Raw genomic sequence first — 22,810 nt, forward strand, 5'->3', positions numbered from 1 at the left:
TTATTAATGAGTATAGAGTCGTCTCTATACTATTAATTTATAACCAGATTAATTCTTAAAAGAAGACTAAGCTTGAATATAGCTTCGTTAGGATGTTAAGTATTCGTATTCCACTATAAGCATGCCATTGCATTAAGGGGTTGAACTAGTGCTTGTGTGATGATGTTTCTATCACGGCTATTGGTATATGCTTATGGTGACGAGTGGTACACATCGTTAAGCTAAAACAATATCATATTTCATAGTACATCTTTTACTTACCTAAAATATAAGCACTAAATGACAATGCTTATTCATTAAGTATGTATGTAGACCAATAAAGATCAAAAAATTATTCATGATTAGTTAATTTTTTAATTTTAAAATAGAGTAAATATAGTTACGAGACTCTTTAATATCTATTTGATTTTATAACATAGACTAATATTAATTTTTAATTTATAGATAGGATAATAATAGTAACCTTTAACTTAATTTTTATTGGGAATTAAATTAAGGTGATGAAATAAAAGAAGTAGTGAGGGGAAATAATAATGGAGCCATGTAAGCTCCATTATTTTGACATAAATTAATCATCAACCGGTTCGATGACTAAAATAATACCCTTTACAGCAACGATTTTTACTCTGGTCCCTGCAGGAAGGGCTTGGTCACTTTGGGCAGACCAGGTGGTATCTGCAACATGGATTCTATTCACTCCAACCGAGAAGTCTTCGTCTATTGTGAGAGTTTGTCCAATCAGTTGCTTGTACTTCTGATTTAGATCTCTGGAGAGATCATCTTGTTCGTCGTTTTTCCATTGACGTCGCCACCACAACCAAGTGGTGACAAGACTGAACGTGGCAAAAGACAACCATTGTAGCTGCCAGCTAATCGGCATCAGAGACAATAAAATACCAACCAACAGGGCAGACAGACCAAGCCAGAGAAAATAACCCGCGGTTCCGAGTAATTCTAAAGCAAGTAGACCAAACCCCAGTGCGAGCCAATGCCAAAAGGTGATCCCATCAAGTAAGCTTATAAAATCCATAGGCAGGTCTTATTCTTTGTTTTGTTGTTTAAACATTTCAGCAATACCTGCAACGGATCCCATTAGCCCCGTTGCTTCCAGAGGTAGCATGATGATCTTACCGTTTTCAGCCTGTCCAATGCTCTTAATTGCGTCTGTGTAGCCCTGAGCGATAAAGTAATTCACAGCTTGCATGTCACCTTTTGCTATTGCTTCAGAAACCATGTAGGTCGCTTTGGCTTCTGCCTGAGCAGCGCGTTCACGAGCTTCTGCATGAAGAATAGCAGACTGCTTTTCGCCTTCAGCTTTCAGTATTTGTGATTGCTTGTGGCCTTCTGCTTTTAGGATCTCGGCTTGACGCACACCCTCCGCTTCAAGGATTTCTGCGCGTTTGTTCCGCTCGGCTTTCATTTGGGCGTTCATCGCGGCGGTTAGATCAGCTGGTGGCTGTACATCCTTTATTTCAATACGCGTCACTTTTACACCCCAAGGGTTGGTAGCCTGGTCAACAATGAGCAGGAGCTTTGAGTTGATCATATCGCGCTGGCTGAGCATCTCATCGAGTTCCATTGAGCCTAATACAGTACGAATATTAGTGAGAGTGAGGTTTCTAATCGCATGCTCTAGGTCATTAACTTCATAGGCAGCTTTCGCTGCATCTACGACTTGTACGAAACAGACGGCATCAATAGTGACATTGGCGTTATCTTTACTAATGACCTCTTGTGCCGGGATATCTAATACGCGCTCCATCATACTTATTTTATGACCAACACGATCGATGAAAGGGATGATTAAATTTAACCCGGGTTTGAGAGTGTGGGTATAACGCCCAAATCGCTCAACGGTCCAGTTGCTCCCCTGAGGAACGGTTTTTATCGCGGATGAAAGAATAATAATGGCAAGGACAACAAAAATACCGATAGTAATCAACGAATCAATTGGCATGGAATATTCCCTTAAATGCATAAAGTCTGATTCATTTTTACTCATTTATCACGATTAGACAATTTAAGAAGTGAGAACAGGTAAAGTAGTTTGATGTGAGGCAAAATAAAGGCCGAAATAGTCCGGCCTTTATCTCAAATCTATATTTTGACGAACTTAGTATAAAATCGAGTACAGTTGACGACGGTACTTACCCGCTAAAGCATTTCCTTGACCTAACGCGCTAAGAATATCCATAAAGGTTTTCTTCACTTCGCCATCCTGAGCACCTAAGTTCACCTTAAGAATGTTCCAAAGGAGTTCTAATGCTTCTTCATCACGACCAACTTGGTTGTACTGAACCGCTAACTCACAGGCCAGTTCCAGATTGTCTGTATTTGCTGCGTACTCTTGTTCTAAGCGCTGAAGTTCTGGGCTGTCTGCCGCTTGAAGATGCAATTCTAGCTTGGCGATTAAGCCCTTGTAGTAATTATCCTGATACTCAAGTGGAATAGATCCTAATAGCTCTTGAGCAACATCAAACTGTTTCGTTTCCAATAAGCAATCTGCCGTAGCAAGTTTGACATCGCCACGAGATTGCAGCTCAGCAGGAAGCGTGTGAATGATACTCAGAGCCTCTGCGTGCTGACTTTGTTGCAATAGTTCAGTAACTTGTTTAAGTAGTTGCTCATCTGGGCTTGGTAGGTGCTTTTGAAGCATGGCTGCGATGGCGTCTATCGGTTGAGGGCCACCTAATCCATCGACAGCTTGACCATTAATAAACAATGCAATCGTCGGAAGTACCTGAACGCCAAATTGAGACGCTAAGGCTGGCTGGTCTTCACAGTTAAGTAGAGCAAGGGTAAAAGCACCATTGTACTGTTGAGCAAGCGTTTGTAACTCAGGGAGTATTTGTGCGCTTTCTGGCTGAGCATTAGCCCAAAAGTGGATCAGAACGGGCGTGTTCATTGATCCTTCAAGCGTTTCGCGAAAGTTCTGTTCTGTGATCTCAACGATAAATGGGGATTGCATCAGAGTATCCTTGCTTTTGTTTCTTGTCGTTGCTTGTAGATATGGAGTTGATTTAGTGGAAAATCAAGCAGTATCGCTAAATAACATCGAGATGTATGAATTGGTGAGATTTAGATTACGTAGAAAGGAAAAACGCTGCCCAAGCAGCGCTGTCCTAATAGCGTATTAAAGTGGCGATTCCTGCACTGTGATTATCGTTTTTATTATGCAGGGTGTGGTATCAGAATAGGATGAACAAGGTCACCACTACACCCACACTAAGCCAGTTAAGCTGATTTAATGTCATTATTGTCTCGCATTGGAACAAAGTATTGCTACAAAACAGATCGGGTGGCGATACCAAATCTAATCAAACCTGTACACAAAACGCATTCATTGTGGCGTGAGGTTTGCCTAGATATTGATTCGAACAGGTGAGGTTTTTTTAACCTACATGTTCATAATGACATCACATTGTTACGATGAAATTACACTACGACAAAAGAATTTTATGCTGCTTGTCGCAAAATTTTATCGAGCAGTCGAGTTGGTAACACCCGCTTCAACACTGCGAACAGCTTGGTTGGTGTGGTAATACGGTAACGGATTTTGGGTGAATCGCTAGTGAGTGCATGTAGTACCGGGTCAATACATGCTTCTGCTGGTAGCACAAACTTATTGTTTGATTTGTCATTATCCAGGCGCTGTTTCTGAGCTTCATAGGCGACGCGATGTGGACTGGATTCTGTGTTGATCCACTTTTCAAAGGCGGCAAGCGCATTTTGTCTAAATTGAGTTTCGATTGGGCCCGGCTCTATAAGCGCAACTTTGATATTGGTGTCGGCCAGTTCAAGTCTTAAGGTATCTGTCCAACCTTCCAGAGCAAACTTTGACGCATTATAAGCCCCGCGATATTTCATAGCGGCAAAGCCAAGTACTGAGCTGTTTTGAATGATGCGGCCTTCGCCATGGGAGCGCATGTGTGGAAGAACCTCTTGTACCAGTTGATGCCAGCCGAAAAAGTTGGTTTGGAATTGAGCTTTGAGCGCTTCGGTTGGAAGGTCTTCTAATGCTCCTGGCTGGCCGTATGCGCCGTTGTTAAACAAAGCGTACAGTTTCCCCTGAGCTAAACTTATCGCCTGCTCAGCGCCTTGCGTGATGCTGATGGGGTCATTGAGGTCGAGTTGTATGCAGGTTAAGCCCTCGGCCTGCAGTCGCTGGACATCGTCAGGGTTTCTGCACGAGGCAATAACATTAAAGCCTTGTGCTTTCAGGGCATGAGCGCACACATAACCAATACCGGTTGAGCAACCAGTGATAAGAATCGACCTGTTCATAAATTAAGCTCAGAATAAACGTATATTAACGTTTATCATTCAACAGCTTCGCTCATGAAGCAAGTGCTTAAGTGCGGGTTCAATTCTCGAATAGCTGAACTGGAAATCCAATTCTGTCAGTTTTTTCGGTTTTGCTCTGATGCTGTCAAACAACAAACAAGCTGATTCCCCCATCACCAACTCCATGAGCCACTGAGGTGTGAACAGTATGTGCGGTCGTTTCAGGGTTTTTGCTAATGTCGCACTGAAAATGCGATTGCTTACTGGATGCGGAGCACACATGTTAAACGCGCCATGGGCATGAGGGGTATTCAGTAAATACATGATGGCACGCACCATGTCCAGGATATGAATCCAGGGCAGGTATTGGTTGCCGTTTCCAAGTGGTCCGCCTAATCCTAGCTTATAAGGGAGTAACATTTTTGCCAAAGCGCCACCGTTAGGGCCGAGAACCACGCCAGTCCGCAATAAACACACTCTTGTATCCTCAGATTCTGCACGTTTAGCAATCTGCTCCCATTTTTCGCAAACAAGGTGCGTAAACGCTTCACTGTTAACATGAAGGCATTCATCAAAAGGGTGCTCTTGTTGGTCGCCATAATAGCCCACAGCCGATCCACTAATGAACACGGATGGTGGTTTTGTGCTCGCATGGATAAGTTCGACAATTTGTTCGGTTATTTTCCAGCGACTTTTACAAATTTTGTCTTTCTGCTTTTGAGTCCAACGCTTATCTGCGATTGGTTCGCCCGCGAGATTGATGATTGCGTCAATGTGATTAAGATCGGCAAGTTGGTCAAGAGAGTCTATATATTCAATATTACCGACATCAGCATGCTGAAGATGCTGTTTCGATTTTTGTGGTGAACGCGTTAATAGCACCACGTGATGAGTGGTGAGTAGCTTGAGCAACTCAGAGCCAATAAATCCTGTTCCGCCTGTTAATAATATCTTCATGGCGTCTCATTGAATGACAAAAACATGAAAACATTATAGTCACTTTGTTTGCTGCATGATCATATTCTCCCGTGTATTCGCCGTAAATCACCATTCGATTTGAAAGCTTTTGCTCCGCACCAACTTCACATATTGAAAAATTGTAACTAGTTGTTATTGGTGACATTGGTTCCTTCACATTTGCATCAAGAATTTTATGTCAGACTGATATGAGTCGGTTAAATCATTTCAGTTAATTATCACTAGATTATTCAAAAGCATTCAATAAGGAGAAGATATGGAAGCATTTATTGCTCTTTTTCGAGCTCTCCTTAACAGTGCGCGCGATCTGATGCCCATCGTTCTTGTCATCACTTTTTTTCAACTGGTGGTATTACAGGAACCTTTGCCTAACCTAGTCTCTATTCTTTTTGGTTTACTGCTCGTCGTACTAGGATTGACGTTTTTTATTTTTGGATTAGAGCTTGGCCTTTTTCCGATAGGCGAGAGCATGGCCCAGGCGTTTGCGAAAAAAGGCAGCGTTTTTTGGCTTTTAGTTTTTGCGTTTTGTTTAGGGTTTGGCACCACAATTGCCGAGCCTGCACTGACTGCCGTTGCAGATAAAGCGGCTCGGGTGGCGGCCGAGGGAGGAATGATTAACAACTCGGAGTTGGCGATCCAGGAGTATGGTACTGGGCTTCGGGTAACTGTGGCGTTGTCTGTCGGCATCGCTATTGTGGTTGGTGTACTTCGTATTCTAAAAGGCTGGCCTATCCATTACATGATCATAGGCGGGTATGTGGGCGTCGTAGTGTTAACTTGGTTTGCACCTGAGTCGATTATTGGCGTGGCATACGACTCGGGAGGAGTAACGACATCGACCATCACCGTTCCATTGGTGACCGCGCTCGGGGTCGGTCTCGCTTCAGCAATTAAAGGACGCAACCCCATGGTCGATGGATTTGGATTGATTGCTTTTGCCTCGTTGCTGCCAATGATGTTTGTCATGGTTTATGGGATGGTCGTGGCATGATTTCGTTCGAGCACTTTTTTGACACGCTTCTATCCACTATTCGCGATGTTATCCCAATTGCTGCCATCATTTTTGGTTTTCAACTCGCGGTACTTCGCCGTCCGGTGAATAACCTGAGAAAAGTGCTGTTTGGTTTTGCCTATGTCATTTTGGGTTTATCCCTGTTCTTGCTCGGGTTGGAAATGGCATTGTTTCCGCTTGGCGAAACCATGGCGGTACAACTTACTACCCCGGATTTTGTCAGAGAGTTCAAAGTATCAGTAGGGCAGCAACTGGAGTGGATCGACTATTATTGGGTGTACACCTTCGCATTTTTTATTGGTTTCAGTACAACAATTGCAGAGCCGTCATTAATTGCGGTAGCAATCAAGGCGAATCAAGTTTCCGGTGGCAGTATTAGCGTGAATGGTCTGCGTGTCGCGGTTGCATTAGGTGTGGCGATTGGTATTGCATTGGGCAGTTACCGGATTGTTGTCGGGGACCCTATTCACTATTACATCATGGCTGGTTACATCGTAGTCGTCGCCCAGACCTTTTATGCCCCTCAGATGATCGTCCCTTTGGCTTATGACTCTGGCGGTGTGACGACATCGACTGTTACTGTACCGCTCGTGACCGCTCTGGGATTAGGCCTGGCGTCTACTGTGCCCGGGAGAAACCCTATGATAGATGGCTTTGGTTTGATTGCCTTTGCCAGTTTGTTTCCGATGATATCCGTCATGGGATATGCGCAAATTACTCAATGGCTTAATAAAGACACCTCGGAGGACGAAGAAAATGCGCTTTAAATTGATACTTGCGTTTGTTGAGGATGCCAGAACAGATAAGGTGCTTGATGCTGCTCGGGATGCTGGAGCAACGGGTGCTACGGTAATTAATAATGCTCGAGGGCAAGGGTTAAACCAGAAGCGAACTTTTTTTGGATTGACCTTGGAAGTACAAAAAGATGTTCTGCTGTTTGTGGTCGAGGAGCATCTCTCTCGACACATTTTAGAAACCATCAGCGATGTCGGTGAATTTGACAAGGAATCCGGACAGGGCATTGCGATTCAAATTGATATTGAAGATGCGGTCGGCGTCGCCCATCAGGTAGAGACATTGGCTAAGGTTGTAGAGGACGAGTTATGAGTAATCAGGCGATAGTACGGGTTCGAGACGTCATGGCTGCAACTTACGTTATGGTAGATGGGCTGATGACGGTGTACGAAGGGATTACACTAGCCAAAAAATATCAAGTGAAAGCGCTGGTGGTTAAAAAGCGCGATGACAATGATGAATTCGGCATAGTATTAATGAATGATATTGCCAAAAAAGTGCTGGCGAATAACCGTGCACCTCAACGAACCAATATTTATGAGATTATGACCAAGCCAGCTCTGTGTGTTGGGCCGGACATGAACGTGAAATATTGCGCCAGATTGTTTGAACGGTTTGGCATTAGTCGCGCTCCGGTTATTGAAGACGGCGAGGTGATTGGTATGGTCAGTTACAACAATATCGTAATCAATGGCATGGTAAGAGATTAAGTCGAAAGGTAAATCGAGGCTCAGCTTTACTTCTCTCAGATCGGCGACAGTTATCCATCTATATTGCATTGATTACTTGTGATGTTGCATATGTGTCCGTTGGCACTTATCCTTTGTGCCTTACGCTTATAGTCGAGGATTTTTATCATGCCTTTAGTTGCTTGTCCGGTCTGTGAGAAACAGATTTCTAAACGAGCTCATACCTGTCCTGGGTGTGGGGAGCCGGATCCGCTGAATCACTTAGCAAAGTCGAAGTTTATCTCAATGGTTTTTTGGTTGTTGGTACTTGTAGGCGCTGGTTATGCTGCGTGGGTTTATTTACTGCCAATGTTGATCGATTTTGTTCGTAACCAGTAAGTTGAGCTGTAGTAAGAATGGCGTAGAATAGCCTCTGTTTTTATGAGGAGATAATGCTTTGAAACTATTTTTTGCCTCAGATTTGCATGGCTCTTTACCTGCGACGAGAGAAACCATCGATTTGTTTGTTGAATCTGGAGCGGATCATTTGGTTCTGTTGGGAGACATTCTCTACCACGGACCAAGAAATCCGATTCCAGAAGGTTATAACCCAGCACAAGTGGCTGAGCTTTTAAATCGGTACAGTAAGCAGATTATTGCGGTTCGAGGTAACTGCGATAGTGAAGTGGATCAGATGCTATTAACCTTTCCGATGATGATGGATTATGCTTGGGTGTTGCTTGAATCCGGTCAGCGTCTGTTTTTAACCCATGGTCATATATACAACAGTAGCCATCGCCCAGAGCTGAAAGAAGGGGATGTGATCGCCCATGGTCACACTCACATACCTGTCGCAGAGTTACAAGATGGCGTTACTATCTTCAACCCTGGTTCTATGACGTTTCCGCGCAATGACTTACCTCGAAGCTACGGCTTGATGAATGGGAAGACACTGACAGTACAGACGCCAGAGGGCGAAGTGTTGGCTCAGACAGAGATATAGTGTTTGAGATCCGACTGAGAGAATGGTTTTGTTTACATGATTAGGGGAGTACAGCACTCCCTTATTTTGTATCCGAATGTCCTAGATCTCTGTCCGGTGCAATAATGTCTCTGACTTTCTGTTTCAATACCTTTGCTTCCGGAAAACCACCATCTTTTTTACGCTCCCAGATTTGCTGTCCATTACAGAAGATTTCGAATCGACCACCGGTATCAGGATGTAAGGTAATAGATTCGATTTCTTCGCTGAACGTATGTAGCAGCTCTTGCGAAAGCCAGGTTGAGCGTAACATCCAATTGCACTGACGACAGTAGTAGATGTTAATCACAGCTTTTTCCATTTTATTTTCCTTTTAACTAGAATAGCCCGTTAATTCTTAAGCCTGGCATTAAACCAGTAGCTTAAACCCAACGGCAAAGGTGAGAATTTCAAACGCAATTTTTATCACTCGGTTACTATATCGGGTGGCAGCCCAAGCACCCAAGCTTCCGCCTAAAAAGGAACTTAACAGCAATACGGGTAACCATGCCCAGTGAATAGGGGCACCGGCTTGAACGACAGCGACGCCTCCAATGCCATTCCAAAACAACCCGACGCAAATCATGGTGTAAGCGACTGCCTGTTTATAATCAAACCCAAACCAGCGAACCAAAAATAGAGTAACCAGCAGTCCAGAACCAGCGGTGAGTGAACCATTAATGATTCCAATCAGCATGATGCCAAAACCACCAACGATCCAACCGGCTTGATCGCGATGCATCATCACCTCAGATTGTCCTAACTGCTTTTTAAGCCGTGAGTAAATGCCCAGGGCAAGGATCATGGAGCCCAACATCTTCTCAGCAATACCATCAGGAATATGAACGATGATATTGGCACCAATAATGACCCCAATACTGCCGACCAATATTAAATACAGCGCTACGGGAAGTTTTATTGTGCCAGCTTTTAAATGTGTACTGGCTGCGCCTAAACCTAAGGCAACGGACGCGACTTTATGAGTGCCAAGAGCAACAGAAAAAGGCAAACCTAAAAAAATCAGTAGGGGGAATTGCAACAAACCTGCGCCGCCACCAGAAAGTGACGCTAACGTGTTTGCGATAAGAGAGCCCAAAAAGAGCGTGAGGGTATCTAGCCAGTCCATGTGCACAACAAAGGGGACATTTCGCCCCCTTTAATCAGAAAATCAGTTTCTAAACAGTACCGTAGAACCGTGATTCAGGCTAGTTAATAACAGAGTTTTCTCGTTAACCACATCAATACGGCGGCTTTGCTCGGCATCCAGCCTGAATATTTGAGTGATCAAGCGAAGCTGTTCTTCAGAGAAGTCTCTCGACTGAGAAGATGAAATGTCTTTGAATTCAGACGGTGAAACGAGCAGGTAATTATCGCTCACTTCCCAGCGACCTTTCTCTGAGATATTGATGGTTGATTCCGCCGTAGAGCCTTGGGCAAAAAGCTTAATGTTCGCTACACGGATGTATTCGCCATTAGGCAAATATTTCACGTTGGACTCGACATTGACCTTACGCAGCGGACCTACCGTGTCATTCGGCAACTTATCAGTAATGAGTGTCACCATGGCAGATTGCCACTCGTTTGCGGTCAGAACCTGTTCAATTTTGAGGTCGCTGCCCCAGTATAACCAGCCACTGAAAAGCATGGATACGGCCAAAACCGCAGATGCAAATTTTATCTTCATAATGGCCTCCCCTTATTTACAGATATCGGCTGGGTCACTTTGACCAGAAACTATACGCAAAGTGACATTCTCATAAGAGTGGTCGATGTCATGGATATAGTTCAGCACCAGTTGGTTGTTCTGGCCACCGGTTGCGATGACCTGCACAGGCAATGAATCTTTTGTGTGATGGTCAACGTAGCGTTCCACACATTGCTTGATAGACGGCAACCAGTCATTAATTTGCGGGTGATTCACAGGCGTTAGCACAGGTACATTTTGATAAATATCTACCTGACGGAATTGGGACTCCGCGGGATTCGTGAATAGCAGTACGCCAACTGGAAACAATATAGCTACCAATAAAATCAGCCGTGGCAACCACATATTTGGTTTCTTTTGCGGCTGAACCTGAGCTTGTTCACTACGAAACTCGTGCTCTACTTTTGTTTCGGAGATCGGCTCTGCTGGTGGCTCGTCAGAAATATCCGTGCTTTTTGCTTTGTCTGGCTCAACGTCTGAAGCTAGCTCTTCAGAGTCTGAGTTAACAACAGAGGAAAGCGGATTCAATCGTTCTACAGAACAGATTAACTGGTAGCCACGCTTTGGTACGGTTTTTACATACTCTGGAGATTTTGTTGAGTCCTTCAACATCTTACGCAGGGTAGAGATCGCTTGAGTAAGGCTTGAGTCATCCACCTCAAAGCCTTGCTCACGCCAGACAAACTCGTGGAGTTCGTTACGGGTTAACACTTCGTTGGGTCTTTCTGCCAACATCAGGAGAATGCGACTTTCGTTGCTTCCTAAACGTACAACGTCGTTGTCGTTTTGTTGGTCAGCAAGCGAATTACTATTTGGGTCAAAAGTAAACCTTTGAGCAAGTAGAAATTTGGTGCCAATGCTAGTCATTTAGTTCTTCTTAGATGGATGATGTTGAAATTATGGTGATTTATATCACAAATTCATGCTATGCGCGTAGGATATGCACGACGTTTTAGATGCTTTTAGCCGGGTAGGATAATTAAATTTTTGTAAAAAAACACTGTTTTTAGTTGGATTGACCTTGAATTTACATTTGTCAGCCACATGTTACATGACATATTAGAAACGCTATTTCTTGGAGTTGAGGTGTTTACTTTTCTCCCTGAGATGGTTTGTTAGATTAGATGTTATGGAGCAAACATGAGCGAAACTGTATCTCAAAATAAAGAAACTCGTGGTTTTCAATCAGAAGTAAAACAACTACTGCATTTAATGATCCATTCTCTTTATTCCAACAAAGAGATCTTTTTGCGTGAGCTGATTTCTAACGCATCAGATGCATCAGACAAATTGCGATTTCAGGCGCTATCTAACCCAGATTTGTATCAGGGTAACGCTGACCTTGGCGTAAAACTGTCATTTGATGAGAGCGCAAATACCTTAACGATTTCTGACAATGGTATCGGCATGAGCCGTGATGATGTGATCGAGCATCTGGGTACTATTGCGAAATCTGGCACGGCAGATTTCTTCTCAAAACTGTCGGAAGATCAAAGCAAAGACTCACAATTGATTGGTCAGTTTGGTGTCGGCTTCTATTCTGCGTTTATCGTGGCAGATGCAGTTACGGTACGCACTCGTGCTGCAGGTGTTTCAGCAGAAGAGGCCGTGCAATGGCACTCTGCGGGTGAAGGTGAATACACGATTGAAAACATCGTAAAAGACGCTCGCGGTACCGACATCATTCTGCACATGCGTGAAGAAGGTAAAGAATTCCTGAGTGAATGGCGTCTGCGCGAAGTGATCAGTAAGTATTCTGACCATATCGGTATCCCGGTTTCTATCCAAACAGCGGTACGTGATGACGAAGGCAATGAAACTGGCGAGAAAAAGTGGGAGCAAATTAACAAGGCTCAAGCGCTATGGACTCGCAATAAATCTGATATCTCAGAAGAAGAGTATCAAGAGTTTTACAAGCACGTTTCGCATGACTTTGCGGACCCACTGACCTGGAGTCATAACCGCGTTGAAGGTAAAAACGACTACACGAGTCTTCTTTACATCCCGTCTAAAGCACCATGGGACATGATGAACCGTGACCATAAATCTGGTCTGAAACTCTATGTTCAACGTGTATTCATCATGGATGACGCAGAGCAGTTTATGCCGTCTTACCTGCGTTTTGTGCGTGGTCTGATAGATTCAAACGATCTTCCACTGAACGTATCGCGTGAGATTCTGCAAGATAACAAAGTGACTCAGTCATTGCGCAATGCTTGTACCAAGCGCGTATTGACGATGCTAGAGCGCATGGCAAAGAATGACTCAGAAAAATACCAGTCATTCTGGAAAGAGTTTGGCCTTGTACTGAAAGAGGGTCCGGCTGAAGACTTCGCAAACAAAGAGAAGATCGCTGGTCTGTTACGTTTCGTGTCTACTGAAGTTGACTCTGCTGAGCAAACTGTCGCACTGGCTGACTACGTTGAGCGCATGAAAGAAGGTCAGGACAAGATCTACTACCTGACAGCAGACAGCTACGCCGCAGCGAAAAACAGCCCGCACTTAGAGCAGTTCAAAGCAAAAGGCATCGAAGTTATCCTGATGTACGACCGCATTGATGAGTGGTTAATGAACTACCTGACTGAGTTCGACGGTAAGCAGTTCCAGTCAATCACTAAAGCGGGTCTGGATCTGAGCAACTTCGAAGATGAAGCCGAGAAAGAAAAGCAGAAAGAGACTGAGGAAGAGTTTAAGTCAGTTGTGGAACGCACTAAGTCTTACTTAGGCGATCGCGTAAAAGAAGTTCGCACAACGTTCAAATTGGCTTCAACACCGGCGGTTGTGGTGACGGATGATTACGAGATGGGGACTCAAATGGCGAAGCTTCTTGCGGCAGCAGGTCAGGCAGTGCCAGAAGTGAAGTACATCTTCGAAATCAACCCGGAGCATGAACTGGTTAAACGCATGGCTGATGAAGCTGACGAGGAAGCGTTTGGCCGCTGGGTTGAGGTACTTTTAGGGCAGGCGATGCTTGCTGAACGCGGTTCAATGGAAGACCCTGCGCAATTCTTAGGTGCGATCAACCAGCTTTTGACTAAGGTTTAATAGTCAATACACATTAAAAAGCTCGCGTATTGCGAGCTTTTTGTTTGTTATCGCATAAATTTGCATTATAGATGTTGAGTTAATAGTCAATAGCGGCATAAAGATGCGGTTGTTAACATTCTTTAGTCTTAATTCACTCTTTGCTCACATAACCTGTGGTAGAATCTGTGACTTGAATGTCAGTCACAAGGCGTGTATTTTTGCCGCCTAACGTTATACCGAAACTTATCGTTGCGATTGCTTCTTAGGTTTGAAACTTGAGTAGGCAGGCTATTGTGAGCTTCGGTATAAATCTTAAATATTAAAGAGGATAAATCATGCGCATCATTCTTCTAGGTGCTCCAGGTGCAGGTAAAGGCACACAAGCAAACTTCATCATGGATAAATACGGTATTCCACAAATCTCTACTGGTGATATGCTTCGTGCGGCGATCAAAGCAGGTACAGAGCTTGGTAAACAAGCGAAAGCTGTTATCGACGCTGGTCAGCTAGTTTCTGATGAAATCATCCTTGGCCTTATCAAAGAACGTATCGCTCAAGACGATTGCGCAAAAGGCTTCCTACTAGACGGTTTCCCTCGCACTATCCCTCAGGCTGATGGCCTAAAAGAAATGGGTGTTGACGTTGATTACGTTATTGAATTCGACGTTGCTGATGACGTGATCGTTGAGCGTATGGCTGGTCGTCGTGCTCACCTTCCTTCAGGTCGTACTTACCACGTTGTTTACAACCCGCCTAAAGTGGAAGGTAAAGATGACGTAACTGGTGAAGATCTTGTTGTTCGTGATGACGACAAAGAAGAAACAGTACGTGCACGTCTAGGTGTTTACCATGAGCAAACTGCGCCACTTATCAACTACTACGGTAAAGAAGCAGAAGCTGGTAAAACTACGTACCTAAAATTCGATGGTACTAAGCAAGTTTCAGAAGTAAGTGCTGATATCGAGAAGGCATTAGCATAATAGGTAATACCTATTATCAAAATTTTTAAGAATTTTGTTATAGTTAAGCGACCGTAAGGTCGCTTTTTTTATACATTTTTATAATACCAATTCCAGTCATATCTTATCATTCTTGCTGGTTAAAATAGCTGGCATTGGTACACGCTGGAAACAAAGGGACGCTATGCAAAAAATAAAAAAACAAGGTGTGCTTCTGGTTAACTTGGGTACACCTGACGAACCAACTGCTCCTGCTGTAAAGCGCTTCTTGAGCCAGTTTCTTCATGATCACCGTGTGGTCGACATGACACGATGGCTTTGGTGTCCAATTTTGCACGGGGTTATTTTGCCAATACGTGCGCCAAAAGTTGCCAAGCTTTATGAGTCCGTTTGGATGGAAGAGGGTTCCCCTCTGATGGTGTACTCAAAGCGCCAAGCGAAGAAACTGGCTAAGCAGTTAGATATCCCCGTAGAGCTTGGCATGACTTATGGTAATCCAAGTTTACACGCGGGTTTTGAAGCCTTACTGTCGCAAGGGGTCGATGAGGTCATCGTATTGCCTTTGTATCCTCAGTATTCAGGTACAACAACAGCGGCGGTGTCTGATGGGATAACCAAAGCTTTTAAGAAATTACCCGTCATACCGGCATATAGCTTAATTCGTGATTATCACGACCATCCAATGTTCATTGATGCCTTGGCTCAATCCGTAAGAGCGTATTGGGCTGAACATGGACAAGGGGAATATCTGCTATGTTCCTATCACGGCATACCGAAACGTTTTGCAGATAACGGTGACATTTATCCTCAACATTGTGAAACGACGACTCGCTTGCTGGGAGAAGCACTTGGATTGAATGAAACGCAGATAGGGATGGCTTATCAGTCCCGTTTTGGGCGTGAAGAGTGGTTACAGCCATACACTGATAAAACTCTGGAAACCTTGCCTGCCAAGGGTATTAAAAAGATTGATATCATGACACCAGCATTTTCTTCGGATTGTTTGGAAACGCTAGAAGAAATCGCGGGAGAGAACAAACACATTTTCTTAGAAGCAGGCGGTGAGCAGTTTAATTACATTCCTTGCCTGAACGATGATGATCGACATATTGAGATGATGGCGGAGTTGGTTCGCAATAAGCTTTAATCATACTCATGAAATGTTCTTAACAAAAAGGGTCGCAAGTGCGACCCTTTTTAGTTTGAATGATGTATTAAGCAACTTGTACTTGTTGCTCTTCTACTTGTTCCGCGTTGCTCGCTGAACTTTCAGCACCGTGCATCCAGCGCACGAGCGTGTTAGAGAACAACAGCAGAATCAGGCCACTGACCGTCGCACTCGCTGCGATGCCGCTAAAGATTGCCATCGCACCTAGCTCACCAACATGGGATCCCACGTAGCCAGCTACGTAGTTTGCAATCGCATTACAGCCGAACCATGCACCCATCATTAATGAAGCCAAACGCAGAGGCGCAAGCTTGGTTACCAGAGACAAGCCGATTGGAGACAGGCAAAGTTCACCCAGTGTATGGAAGAAGAAAGCACCCACTAACCACAGCATTGATGTTTTCACTGTGGTATCACCGCCTTGCTCAAGTACCGCACCAACCATACATAGGAAACCCAGAGCTAGGAAGAACATCGCCATTGCAAACTTCACTGGTGAGTTTGGCTCACGTTTGCCTAGCTTAACCCACAGCACCGCAAGCACAGGTGCAAGCGTGATAATAAAGAACGGGTTAAGTGACTGGAACCAAGCCGCAGGGACTTCGAAACTGCCAATCATACGGTCAGTGTATTGCTGGGTGTAGATATTCATCAGGCCACCTGCTTGCTCAAAGCCAGCCCAGAATACGATAGTGAAAAGACTCATGACCAGAATGACTTTAATGCGGTCCACTTCTTCTTTAGTAAGTGGCTGCTTCTTGGTTGATTTCTGATTTGCTAGTGCGCGCTTCGCTGCTGGTTCGCGGCCGATATCACCTAGCCAGGATTGAGCGAAGCTTATTTGCATCACAAGGCTCATAAGCATACCGATGCCCGCAGCAACGAAACCAGCTTTCCAACCGAATGAGTTGGTCACCGAGCCAGAAACGACACCAGCGAGCAGAGCGCCAAGGTTGATACCCATGTAGAAGATGGTAAATGCGCCATCACGACGGTTGTCACCTTCGTTGTATAGGTCACCCACCATCGTTGAGATATTCGGCTTAAACAAGCCGTTACCTGAGATCAGAAGCGCAAGACCTAAATAAAAGGTGTGAAGAGAGCCAAGGCCCAGTGCATCGGCTGGCAATGCCAAGGTAAATTGACCAATAGCCATTAATGCACCACCGAGTAAAATGGAGCGGCGTTGGCCTAAGTAGTTATCTGCCAGGTAGCCACCGATCAGAGGTGTGATGTAAACAAGGCCAGTATAAATGCCGTATAGGTCTAGTGCGTCTTTAGTCGACCAGCCCAGACCGCCATTCATTGTGGTATCTGTGAGATAAAGTACGAGAATGGCACGCATTGCGTAGTAAGAGAAACGCTCCCACAATTCTGTGCCGAACAGTAAAAATAAGCCACGAGGGTGGCCAAAATATTGATGTTGGTTTGTCATAGGATCTTTTAATAATAGTTGTTACATTTTCCGGAGAAAATATATACCTTTAAATTTAACAATTAACAAACAAAAAATTTTATACAATTGCATTTACACCTGTATAAGTCTCTGTTTTTAATTTTATTTATGGAATAATTGAAGGATTGACATGTAGTTAAAACTAATTTTCCATTTTTGGTTGTGTGCCATATTTATACAACTATCAAAGAGAAACTGATTTATGCGAGCGATATTTATTTATAATTATATAGATGAATGAATTGCTCATGACTCATCTTTGGCTTAATGCTAGGATGCATGAAAAAGATAAATGGCTAGTAAAAAATGAAACGTTGGTATCTACTTTATTGTAAACGAGGAGAGCAGGTTAGGGCGAAGCAACACCTTGAAAATCAAGGGGTAGAGTGCTTTTATCCGACTGTCGAAGTCGAAAAAATATTACGTGGTAAAAGACAGAAAGTCGAAGAACCACTGTTCCCTTCCTACATGTTTGCTCGTTTTGATTACGAGGAAGGGCCGAACTTTACGTCAGTTCGTTCCACCCGCGGGGTTATTGATTTTGTCCGCTTTGGCGCTCAGCCAAAAGAAATTCAGGGCGATTTGGTTTTTGAACTGAAGAAAATAGAAAAGTGCGTTCATGAAAAAGTGGCCTGTGAAGGCATGCCCAAGCGCGGTGATCAGATTCGGGTCAAAAGTGGTCAGTTTGCTGGCATTGATGCTATTTTCCAGGAGCAAGATGGGGAGAAGCGTTCAATTATGCTCGTGCAGATGATTACCAAACGTGTTCCAGTCAGTATTGACAATAATGATTTAGACTTAAAATAACATGTTGATATATAAATAAAAGGGCTGGTTAAACCAGCCCTTTTGCTTTTCATTCGTGTCTTTTAATTAGTAAGCGTCGTTGTGAACGGCCTGTACTGCTCGACCAGATGGGTCTACACAGTTTTGGAATGACTCATCCCATTCAATCGCTTTTGCTGAAGAACAAGCTACAGATGGGCCGCCTGGAACACATTCTGCTGCTGATGGCAGTGGGAATAGTTCTTCAAAGATTTCACGGTACACATAACCTTCTTTAGTGGTTGGCGTGTTGTAAGGGAAGCGGAATTTAGCCGTTTCCATTTGTTGCTCCGTTACTTTCTGTTCTGCTACTTCTTTCAATGTATCAATCCAGCTGTAACCTACACCGTCAGAGAACTGCTCTTTTTGGCGCCAAGCGATTGATTCTGGTAAGTAATGTTCAAAACACTCACGTAGGATGTGTTTTTCCATTTTACCGTTGCCACACATTTTGTCGGCTGGGTTCAGACGCATTGCAACATCAATGAACTCTTTATCTAGGAAAGGTACACGGCCTTCAACACCCCATGCTGCAAGTGATTTGTTTGCACGAGCGCAGTCAAACATGTTTAGAGCAAGCAGTTTACGAACGGTTTCTTCGTGGAACTCTTGCGCGTTTGGTGCTTTGTGGAAGTATAGGTAACCACCAAAGATCTCATCTGCGCCTTCGCCTGAAAGTACCATTTTGATACCCATCGCTTTGATTTTACGTCCCATCAGGAACATTGGCGTTGAAGCACGGATTGTGGTTACGTCATACGTTTCGATGTGGTAAATCACATCACGAATCGCATCAAGACCTTCCTGAATTGTGTAAGTCATTTCATGGTGTACAGTACCGATTTGGTCTGCAACTTCACGCGCAGCTTTCAAATCTGGTGCGCCTTCAAGGCCGACCGCAAAAGAGTGCAGTTGTGGCCACCAAGCTTCTGATTGTTCGTCATCTTCAATACGCATCGCCGCAAAACGTTTAGCGACCGCAGAAGTGATAGAAGAGTCTAAACCACCTGACAAAAGTACACCGTATGGTACATCAGTCATTAGCTGGCGTTTAACTGCTGCTTCAAGCGCTTCAGTTAGCTCTTCTTTACTTGTGCTGTTCCCTTGAACTGCAGCGTATTCGTTCCAGTCACGAACGTAGTAGCGTTGTGGCTCTGCGTCTTTAGAGCTGTAGTGGCTGCCTGGAGGGAATTCGCTCACTGTTTTACATACAGGCACTAGCGCTTTCATCTCAGAAGCCACGTAGTAGTTACCGTGCTCATCGTGACCTTGGTAAAGAGGAATAATACCGATATGGTCACGGCCAACCAGATACTCGTCCTTCTCTTCATCGTACAGAACGAAAGCGAAGATACCGTTCAGTTCTTCAAGAAGATCTGCGCCCATGTCTTGGTAAAGCGCTAGAATAACTTCACAATCTGAATCCGTTTGGAATTCATATTTGCCTTCGTAGCGTGCGCGGATCTCTTTGTGGTTGTAGATTTCGCCGTTTACCGCAAGGATTAGCTTATTATCAGGGCTGTACAGTGGCTGAGCTCCGCTATTTAGGCCAACAATTGCCAAGCGTTCATGAGCCAGAATCGCTCTATCTGAAGAGTAGATACCAGACCAGTCTGGGCCTCGGTGACGAAGCTTTTTCGACATTTCTAATGCGATAGGGCGTAACGCTGCTGCGTCACTTTTAATGTCTAAAATGCCAAATACTGAACACATACAACTTCCTTTTTAAACTAAACAATTTCTAATCGGTATGGCTTCAATTTGCCAGTTTGAGTAAAAAAAGCAACGCTTTGTGATGAAAAAATTTATAAAAGACCCTTGCTGGTGAATAATTTCTAATTATTCGTCCATTTTGATGAATGAAATTAAGGTTTGGTATAAAAAGAACACAAAAAAAGCCTTCTTTTTGAACGAAGGCTTTATTGCTTATTCACATGAGTGCTTACTTTATTGGTGTGAATTTAGGCTGCAATTGCTGACAAACATGTCTTGCGAAACCACTACCAGCCTCATTATAGATATTGAATGCAGCATGTACGCCGTTTTCCAGAAGGCCATCTAGTTGGTCTGGGTACTCTGCAATCGCGGCTATCTGGCCTTTATAGTGACGGCGTTGCAGCTGTTCCAGTGCGGTCTGATTACCCTGATGGTGAGGCATTGCCAGTAGCACCAGTTGGACGTGTCCTGTATCGAGAATTCGTTCCCAAAAATCTGGGTCAGTTGCGTCACCGGAAATGACATTACGACCTTCTTCACGGTGCTTAACGGCGCCATCCTCGCGAATTTCGACACCAAGCGATATCTTCCCGTAACGAGCGCATAACTCATCGTAAGCCCCCGTGCCAATGCGGCCCATACCAAGGATTAGTACCTGAGCATGACCTGGATTGATCAACTGATCACGTTGATTCAGTTTCTCCGCGGCGGTCTCTTGTAGCCACTTGCCTGAGTGTTGATAGATTTTATTGCTCAAACGGTTGAGTGGCGCAGCGATAATAAATGAGAGTGACACAGCAACAGCAATGGCAGCGAGCATGTCACTTGGCATCCAGCCCATTTTATATGCGAGACCACCAACTATCAGGCCAAATTCGCTGTAGTTAAACAGGGATAGTGACGCGAGCAATGAAGTGCGGACCCGAAAGTTAAAGTAGTTAATGGTTAAAAAGTACAGCAAGCCTTTAATCGGCAGCAGTAGAATGAATAAAATGGCGAGTGCGATACCAGTAAAACTCAGCGATGCCGATAAGCCAATATTCAAGAAGAAGCAAACTAAGAAGAGCTCTTTCATGTTAAACAGGGATTTTGAGAGCTCAGAGGCTTTTCGGTGACCAGCCAGTAACATGCCTAAAATCAGTGCACCAAGATCTGGCTTCATGCCTACTAGCTCAAACAGACCTGCTCCGACGACAAGCGCGAAGAATATACCGAATAGGACCAACATCTCACCGTGGCCTACTTTGTCTAGTAATTTGTAAAAAACTGGTCGAAGGAGGGGAAGACCGAACAGTGCTATGGCGTACCATTCAGGAATTTTACCGGTAGAAGCCGTCAGAAATACAACTGCGAAGATGTCTTGCATTACCAGAATACCGATCGCGATGGTGCCGTAAGTGGCACTCATCTCACCTTTTTCTTGCAGTGTTTTAACTGCAAAAACGGTACTCGAAAATGACAAAGCAAACGCCAGTAAAAGAATCTGCCCAAGATCCATACCCGCCATAGAGGTAATGCCGAGTAGTTTTAAACCACCAAGTGTAATGGTGAACACCGCTGTGGAGAGGATGTTATGTGCGGTCGCACCTCCCCAGATTTCTTTTGATAGCAGTGTTTTTACATCGAGTTTTAGGCCGATAGTAAACAATAAAAGGGTAACGCCGAGGTCGGCTAGGTCAACGATCAGCTTATTACTTTGGTAGCCAAATGCGTGTAATCCGAATCCTGCGAGTAAGAAGCCAACGAGTGGAGGGAGTGAGCACTTTAGCGCAAGGAAGCCAGCCAAAAATGCCGTTGTTATTAGAATTATTTCCATACTGATAAGTAATACCTATGCCAGTAAATTATTGTCAGGTAATTGCGCAGGAAAAATCGCTTAGAGCAAGGCTAATTTGCAGTAATTGGGTTGAGTTTCCTGATATGCAAAAACGGGCTGTGCAAGCACAGCCCGAGATTGTAACTCAACTGTTGGAATATACTTAGTCTTCCAATAACTTTTGTAACAAAACCCCGTTTAACATTGCACGCTTGATCATGGCGAATGCACCCATAGTTGGCTGCTTGTCGATTTGTGAGGCAACAATAGGAAGAGCGTTATGGAACGTTTTTAGAGATTGATTTTCAACGTTACGTTTAATTGCCGGGAATACAATTTCTTGCGCTGCGGTAATATCACCAGCGATAACAATTTTCTGTGGGTTAAATAGGTTGATGGTGATAGCAATCGCTTTACCTAGCTGGTTACCAACACGAACTAAGCTTTGCTTGGCGAGTTCATCACCGTTAACTGCATGTTCGCACACATCCTGAATGGTGATATTTTCCAGCTCAGTTAGGCTGGATTCGTAACCTTGCGCGATTAGCTGCTTTACACGGTGTATGATTGCTGGGTTTGCAGCAACTGTTTCTAAACAGCCAAAGTTACCGCATTGACACTGTTCACCCAATGGATCGATTTGGATATGACCAATTTCACCAACGTTACGGTTAAAGCCAAGAAACACCTGGCCATTAACAATGATACCTGCCCCCGTGCCGCGGTGGACACTGACCAGAATTGAATCCTGACAATCTTGGCTTGCGCCAAAGTAGTGCTCTGCTAGAGCCATTCCGCGAACGTCGTTACCAACGAAACAAGCGGTATTAAACTTCTCGCTAACAATTTCACCAAGGGCCAGGTTATCAACATCCGTATTTGGCATGTACTCAACCACACCGGTAGATGGGTTAACTAAGCCTGGCAGGGTAATACCAATGGCAATCAATTGCTCGATTTTATCCTGGTTGCGACTCATGAAACTTTTCAGTAAATCGATTAAACCAGCAATCAAGTCTTCCTGATTGGTGTAGTGCAGTTCATGCTGATCTTCGGCAAGTGCGGTACCGCCCAAGTCGTACAAGCAGAACTGAATGTAGTCACGTCCCAGACGAACGGCGACTGAATGAAAAGGTTTTACTTCAGTGGTCAGTGAGATAGCTCGGCGACCACCGGTAGAAGCTTGCTGCGCGACCTCTTTAATTAGGCCACGCTCTAAAAGTTGGCGGGTTATTTTGGTAACACTCGCTGGAGCCAGCTGGCTAACGTCCGCGACTTGAATACGGGAGATAGGACCTTGCTGATCTATCAGCCTGTATACCGCAGCGCTGTTAAGCTGTTTTACTAAATCTACATTACCAATTTGTCCGCCATTCATGC

At 44.3% G+C, this 22,810-nt stretch carries 23 protein-coding genes; 10 read left to right on the forward strand and 13 right to left on the reverse strand.

The annotated features are described in order from the left end of the window. Positions 1 to 568 precede the first annotated feature (568 nt). The 5 genes from VEJY3_RS03815 to VEJY3_RS03835 form a co-directional block, all read right to left on the reverse strand. Entirely contained in the window at positions 569 to 1,030 is a 462-nt protein-coding gene (locus VEJY3_RS03815) for an NfeD family protein (protein WP_014231111.1), read from the reverse strand. 9 nt (positions 1,031 to 1,039) lie between these two features. Further along, the gene (locus VEJY3_RS03820; protein WP_014231112.1) at positions 1,040 to 1,957 is read right to left on the reverse strand and encodes an SPFH domain-containing protein; all 918 of its coding nucleotides are present in this window, start codon (positions 1,955 to 1,957) and stop codon (positions 1,040 to 1,042) included. A gap of 156 nt (positions 1,958 to 2,113) precedes the next feature. Further along, positions 2,114 to 2,968: a co-chaperone YbbN gene (locus VEJY3_RS03825; protein ID WP_014231113.1), complete on the reverse strand. Its 855-nt coding sequence runs from the start codon at positions 2,966 to 2,968 to the stop codon at positions 2,114 to 2,116. Between the two features lie 488 nt (positions 2,969 to 3,456). After that, complete coding sequence (locus tag VEJY3_RS03830; RefSeq protein WP_014231114.1) at positions 3,457 to 4,284, reverse strand: SDR family oxidoreductase; 828 nt, start codon at positions 4,282 to 4,284, stop codon at positions 3,457 to 3,459. A gap of 39 nt (positions 4,285 to 4,323) precedes the next feature. Then, on the reverse strand, positions 4,324 to 5,241 hold the full coding sequence (locus VEJY3_RS03835) for a TIGR01777 family oxidoreductase (protein WP_014231115.1): 918 nt from the start codon (positions 5,239 to 5,241) through the stop codon (positions 4,324 to 4,326). 277 nt (positions 5,242 to 5,518) lie between these two features. On the opposite strand from VEJY3_RS03835, the gene VEJY3_RS03840 reads away from it, so the two are divergent. From VEJY3_RS03840 to yfcE, 6 genes are all read left to right on the forward strand, one after another. After that, positions 5,519 to 6,253 (forward strand): DUF1538 domain-containing protein, encoded by a 735-nt coding sequence (locus VEJY3_RS03840; protein ID WP_014231116.1) that lies wholly within the window; start codon positions 5,519 to 5,521, stop codon positions 6,251 to 6,253. Beyond that, a complete protein-coding gene (locus VEJY3_RS03845) occupies positions 6,250 to 7,041 on the forward strand; it encodes a DUF1538 domain-containing protein (RefSeq protein WP_014231117.1) in 792 nt (263 codons plus the stop codon). The genes VEJY3_RS03840 and VEJY3_RS03845 overlap by 4 nt, the downstream gene beginning before the upstream one ends. Further along, a complete protein-coding gene (locus VEJY3_RS03850) occupies positions 7,031 to 7,381 on the forward strand; it encodes a P-II family nitrogen regulator (RefSeq protein WP_014231118.1) in 351 nt (116 codons plus the stop codon). Before VEJY3_RS03845 ends, VEJY3_RS03850 begins: the two co-directional genes overlap by 11 nt. Then, positions 7,378 to 7,779, forward strand: a complete 402-nt coding sequence (locus VEJY3_RS03855; RefSeq protein WP_014231119.1) for a CBS domain-containing protein — start codon at positions 7,378 to 7,380, stop codon at positions 7,777 to 7,779. Before VEJY3_RS03850 ends, VEJY3_RS03855 begins: the two co-directional genes overlap by 4 nt. 147 nt (positions 7,780 to 7,926) lie before the next feature. After that, positions 7,927 to 8,136: a hypothetical protein gene (locus VEJY3_RS03860; RefSeq protein WP_014231120.1), complete on the forward strand. Its 210-nt coding sequence runs from the start codon at positions 7,927 to 7,929 to the stop codon at positions 8,134 to 8,136. Positions 8,137 to 8,194: 58 nt separating this feature from the next. Next, the gene (gene yfcE, locus VEJY3_RS03865; RefSeq protein ID WP_014231121.1) at positions 8,195 to 8,740 is read left to right on the forward strand and encodes a phosphodiesterase; all 546 of its coding nucleotides are present in this window, start codon (positions 8,195 to 8,197) and stop codon (positions 8,738 to 8,740) included. Between the two features lie 61 nt (positions 8,741 to 8,801). On the opposite strand, the gene VEJY3_RS03870 is transcribed toward yfcE, so the two are convergent. The 4 genes from VEJY3_RS03870 to VEJY3_RS03885 are packed head-to-tail and all read right to left on the reverse strand — an operon-like array spanning position 8,802 to position 11,330. Continuing rightward, positions 8,802 to 9,080 carry a SelT/SelW/SelH family protein gene (locus tag VEJY3_RS03870; protein WP_014231122.1) on the reverse strand — a complete coding sequence of 93 codons (279 nt, stop codon included), beginning with the start codon at positions 9,078 to 9,080 and terminating at the stop codon, positions 8,802 to 8,804. Positions 9,081 to 9,128: 48 nt separating this feature from the next. After that, the gene (locus VEJY3_RS03875; RefSeq protein WP_014231123.1) at positions 9,129 to 9,884 is read right to left on the reverse strand and encodes a sulfite exporter TauE/SafE family protein; all 756 of its coding nucleotides are present in this window, start codon (positions 9,882 to 9,884) and stop codon (positions 9,129 to 9,131) included. Between the two features lie 42 nt (positions 9,885 to 9,926). After that, positions 9,927 to 10,442, reverse strand: coding sequence for a regulatory protein ToxS (locus VEJY3_RS03880; protein WP_014231124.1), 516 nt, complete (start codon positions 10,440 to 10,442; stop codon positions 9,927 to 9,929). A 12-nt stretch (positions 10,443 to 10,454) separates the two neighbouring features. Then, a complete protein-coding gene (locus VEJY3_RS03885; RefSeq protein WP_014231125.1) occupies positions 10,455 to 11,330 on the reverse strand; it encodes a transcriptional regulator in 876 nt (291 codons plus the stop codon). A 273-nt stretch (positions 11,331 to 11,603) separates the two neighbouring features. Here VEJY3_RS03885 and htpG point away from each other — a divergent pair, with 273 nt between their 5' ends. From htpG to hemH, 3 genes are all read left to right on the forward strand, one after another. Continuing rightward, positions 11,604 to 13,508 carry a molecular chaperone HtpG gene (gene htpG, locus VEJY3_RS03890; RefSeq protein WP_014231126.1) on the forward strand — a complete coding sequence of 635 codons (1,905 nt, stop codon included), beginning with the start codon at positions 11,604 to 11,606 and terminating at the stop codon, positions 13,506 to 13,508. Between the two features lie 317 nt (positions 13,509 to 13,825). Beyond that, entirely contained in the window at positions 13,826 to 14,470 is a 645-nt protein-coding gene (gene adk, locus VEJY3_RS03895) for an adenylate kinase (RefSeq protein ID WP_014231127.1), read from the forward strand. A 163-nt stretch (positions 14,471 to 14,633) separates the two neighbouring features. After that, positions 14,634 to 15,596 carry a ferrochelatase gene (gene hemH, locus VEJY3_RS03900; protein ID WP_014231128.1) on the forward strand — a complete coding sequence of 321 codons (963 nt, stop codon included), beginning with the start codon at positions 14,634 to 14,636 and terminating at the stop codon, positions 15,594 to 15,596. A gap of 67 nt (positions 15,597 to 15,663) precedes the next feature. On the opposite strand, the gene VEJY3_RS03905 is transcribed toward hemH, so the two are convergent. Further along, the gene (locus VEJY3_RS03905) at positions 15,664 to 17,052 is read right to left on the reverse strand and encodes a peptide MFS transporter (protein ID WP_014231129.1); all 1,389 of its coding nucleotides are present in this window, start codon (positions 17,050 to 17,052) and stop codon (positions 15,664 to 15,666) included. 327 nt (positions 17,053 to 17,379) lie between these two features. On the opposite strand from VEJY3_RS03905, the gene rfaH reads away from it, so the two are divergent. Further along, positions 17,380 to 17,880, forward strand: a complete 501-nt coding sequence (gene rfaH, locus VEJY3_RS03910) for a transcription/translation regulatory transformer protein RfaH (protein ID WP_014231130.1) — start codon at positions 17,380 to 17,382, stop codon at positions 17,878 to 17,880. Between the two features lie 66 nt (positions 17,881 to 17,946). On the opposite strand, the gene asnB is transcribed toward rfaH, so the two are convergent. The 3 genes from asnB to VEJY3_RS03925 form a co-directional block, all read right to left on the reverse strand. Continuing rightward, the gene (gene asnB, locus VEJY3_RS03915; RefSeq protein ID WP_014231131.1) at positions 17,947 to 19,611 is read right to left on the reverse strand and encodes an asparagine synthase B; all 1,665 of its coding nucleotides are present in this window, start codon (positions 19,609 to 19,611) and stop codon (positions 17,947 to 17,949) included. Between the two features lie 229 nt (positions 19,612 to 19,840). After that, a complete protein-coding gene (locus tag VEJY3_RS03920) occupies positions 19,841 to 21,430 on the reverse strand; it encodes a cation:proton antiporter family protein (RefSeq protein ID WP_014231132.1) in 1,590 nt (529 codons plus the stop codon). Between the two features lie 163 nt (positions 21,431 to 21,593). Next, positions 21,594 to 22,808 (reverse strand): ROK family protein, encoded by a 1,215-nt coding sequence (locus VEJY3_RS03925; protein WP_014231133.1) that lies wholly within the window; start codon positions 22,806 to 22,808, stop codon positions 21,594 to 21,596. Positions 22,809 to 22,810: the final 2 nt, after the last annotated feature.

It is taken from the genome of Vibrio sp. EJY3, from assembly GCF_000241385.1.
Taxonomy (GTDB): domain Bacteria; phylum Pseudomonadota; class Gammaproteobacteria; order Enterobacterales; family Vibrionaceae; genus Vibrio; species Vibrio natriegens.

Excerpts from the sequence above, each read along its gene's own strand:
- VEJY3_RS03815 (WP_014231111.1), bottom strand. The coding sequence starts at position 1,030 with ATGGATTTTATAAGCTTACTTGATGGGATCACCTTTTGGCATTGGCTC.
- VEJY3_RS03820 (WP_014231112.1), bottom strand. The coding sequence starts at position 1,957 with ATGCCAATTGATTCGTTGATTACTATCGGTATTTTTGTTGTCCTTGCC.
- VEJY3_RS03825 (WP_014231113.1), bottom strand. The coding sequence starts at position 2,968 with ATGCAATCCCCATTTATCGTTGAGATCACAGAACAGAACTTTCGCGAA.
- VEJY3_RS03830 (WP_014231114.1), bottom strand. The coding sequence starts at position 4,284 with ATGAACAGGTCGATTCTTATCACTGGTTGCTCAACCGGTATTGGTTAT.
- VEJY3_RS03835 (WP_014231115.1), bottom strand. The coding sequence starts at position 5,241 with ATGAAGATATTATTAACAGGCGGAACAGGATTTATTGGCTCTGAGTTG.
- VEJY3_RS03840 (WP_014231116.1), top strand. The coding sequence starts at position 5,519 with ATGGAAGCATTTATTGCTCTTTTTCGAGCTCTCCTTAACAGTGCGCGC.
- VEJY3_RS03845 (WP_014231117.1), top strand. The coding sequence starts at position 6,250 with ATGATTTCGTTCGAGCACTTTTTTGACACGCTTCTATCCACTATTCGC.
- VEJY3_RS03850 (WP_014231118.1), top strand. The coding sequence starts at position 7,031 with ATGCGCTTTAAATTGATACTTGCGTTTGTTGAGGATGCCAGAACAGAT.
- VEJY3_RS03855 (WP_014231119.1), top strand. The coding sequence starts at position 7,378 with ATGAGTAATCAGGCGATAGTACGGGTTCGAGACGTCATGGCTGCAACT.
- VEJY3_RS03860 (WP_014231120.1), top strand. The coding sequence starts at position 7,927 with ATGCCTTTAGTTGCTTGTCCGGTCTGTGAGAAACAGATTTCTAAACGA.
- VEJY3_RS03870 (WP_014231122.1), bottom strand. The coding sequence starts at position 9,080 with ATGGAAAAAGCTGTGATTAACATCTACTACTGTCGTCAGTGCAATTGG.
- VEJY3_RS03875 (WP_014231123.1), bottom strand. The coding sequence starts at position 9,884 with ATGGACTGGCTAGATACCCTCACGCTCTTTTTGGGCTCTCTTATCGCA.
- VEJY3_RS03880 (WP_014231124.1), bottom strand. The coding sequence starts at position 10,442 with ATGAAGATAAAATTTGCATCTGCGGTTTTGGCCGTATCCATGCTTTTC.
- VEJY3_RS03885 (WP_014231125.1), bottom strand. The coding sequence starts at position 11,330 with ATGACTAGCATTGGCACCAAATTTCTACTTGCTCAAAGGTTTACTTTT.
- htpG (WP_014231126.1), top strand. The coding sequence starts at position 11,604 with ATGAGCGAAACTGTATCTCAAAATAAAGAAACTCGTGGTTTTCAATCA.
- adk (WP_014231127.1), top strand. The coding sequence starts at position 13,826 with ATGCGCATCATTCTTCTAGGTGCTCCAGGTGCAGGTAAAGGCACACAA.
- hemH (WP_014231128.1), top strand. The coding sequence starts at position 14,634 with ATGCAAAAAATAAAAAAACAAGGTGTGCTTCTGGTTAACTTGGGTACA.
- VEJY3_RS03905 (WP_014231129.1), bottom strand. The coding sequence starts at position 17,052 with ATGACAAACCAACATCAATATTTTGGCCACCCTCGTGGCTTATTTTTA.
- rfaH (WP_014231130.1), top strand. The coding sequence starts at position 17,380 with ATGAAACGTTGGTATCTACTTTATTGTAAACGAGGAGAGCAGGTTAGG.
- asnB (WP_014231131.1), bottom strand. The coding sequence starts at position 19,611 with ATGTGTTCAGTATTTGGCATTTTAGACATTAAAAGTGACGCAGCAGCG.
- VEJY3_RS03920 (WP_014231132.1), bottom strand. The coding sequence starts at position 21,430 with ATGGAAATAATTCTAATAACAACGGCATTTTTGGCTGGCTTCCTTGCG.
- VEJY3_RS03925 (WP_014231133.1), bottom strand. The coding sequence starts at position 22,808 with ATGAATGGCGGACAAATTGGTAATGTAGATTTAGTAAAACAGCTTAAC.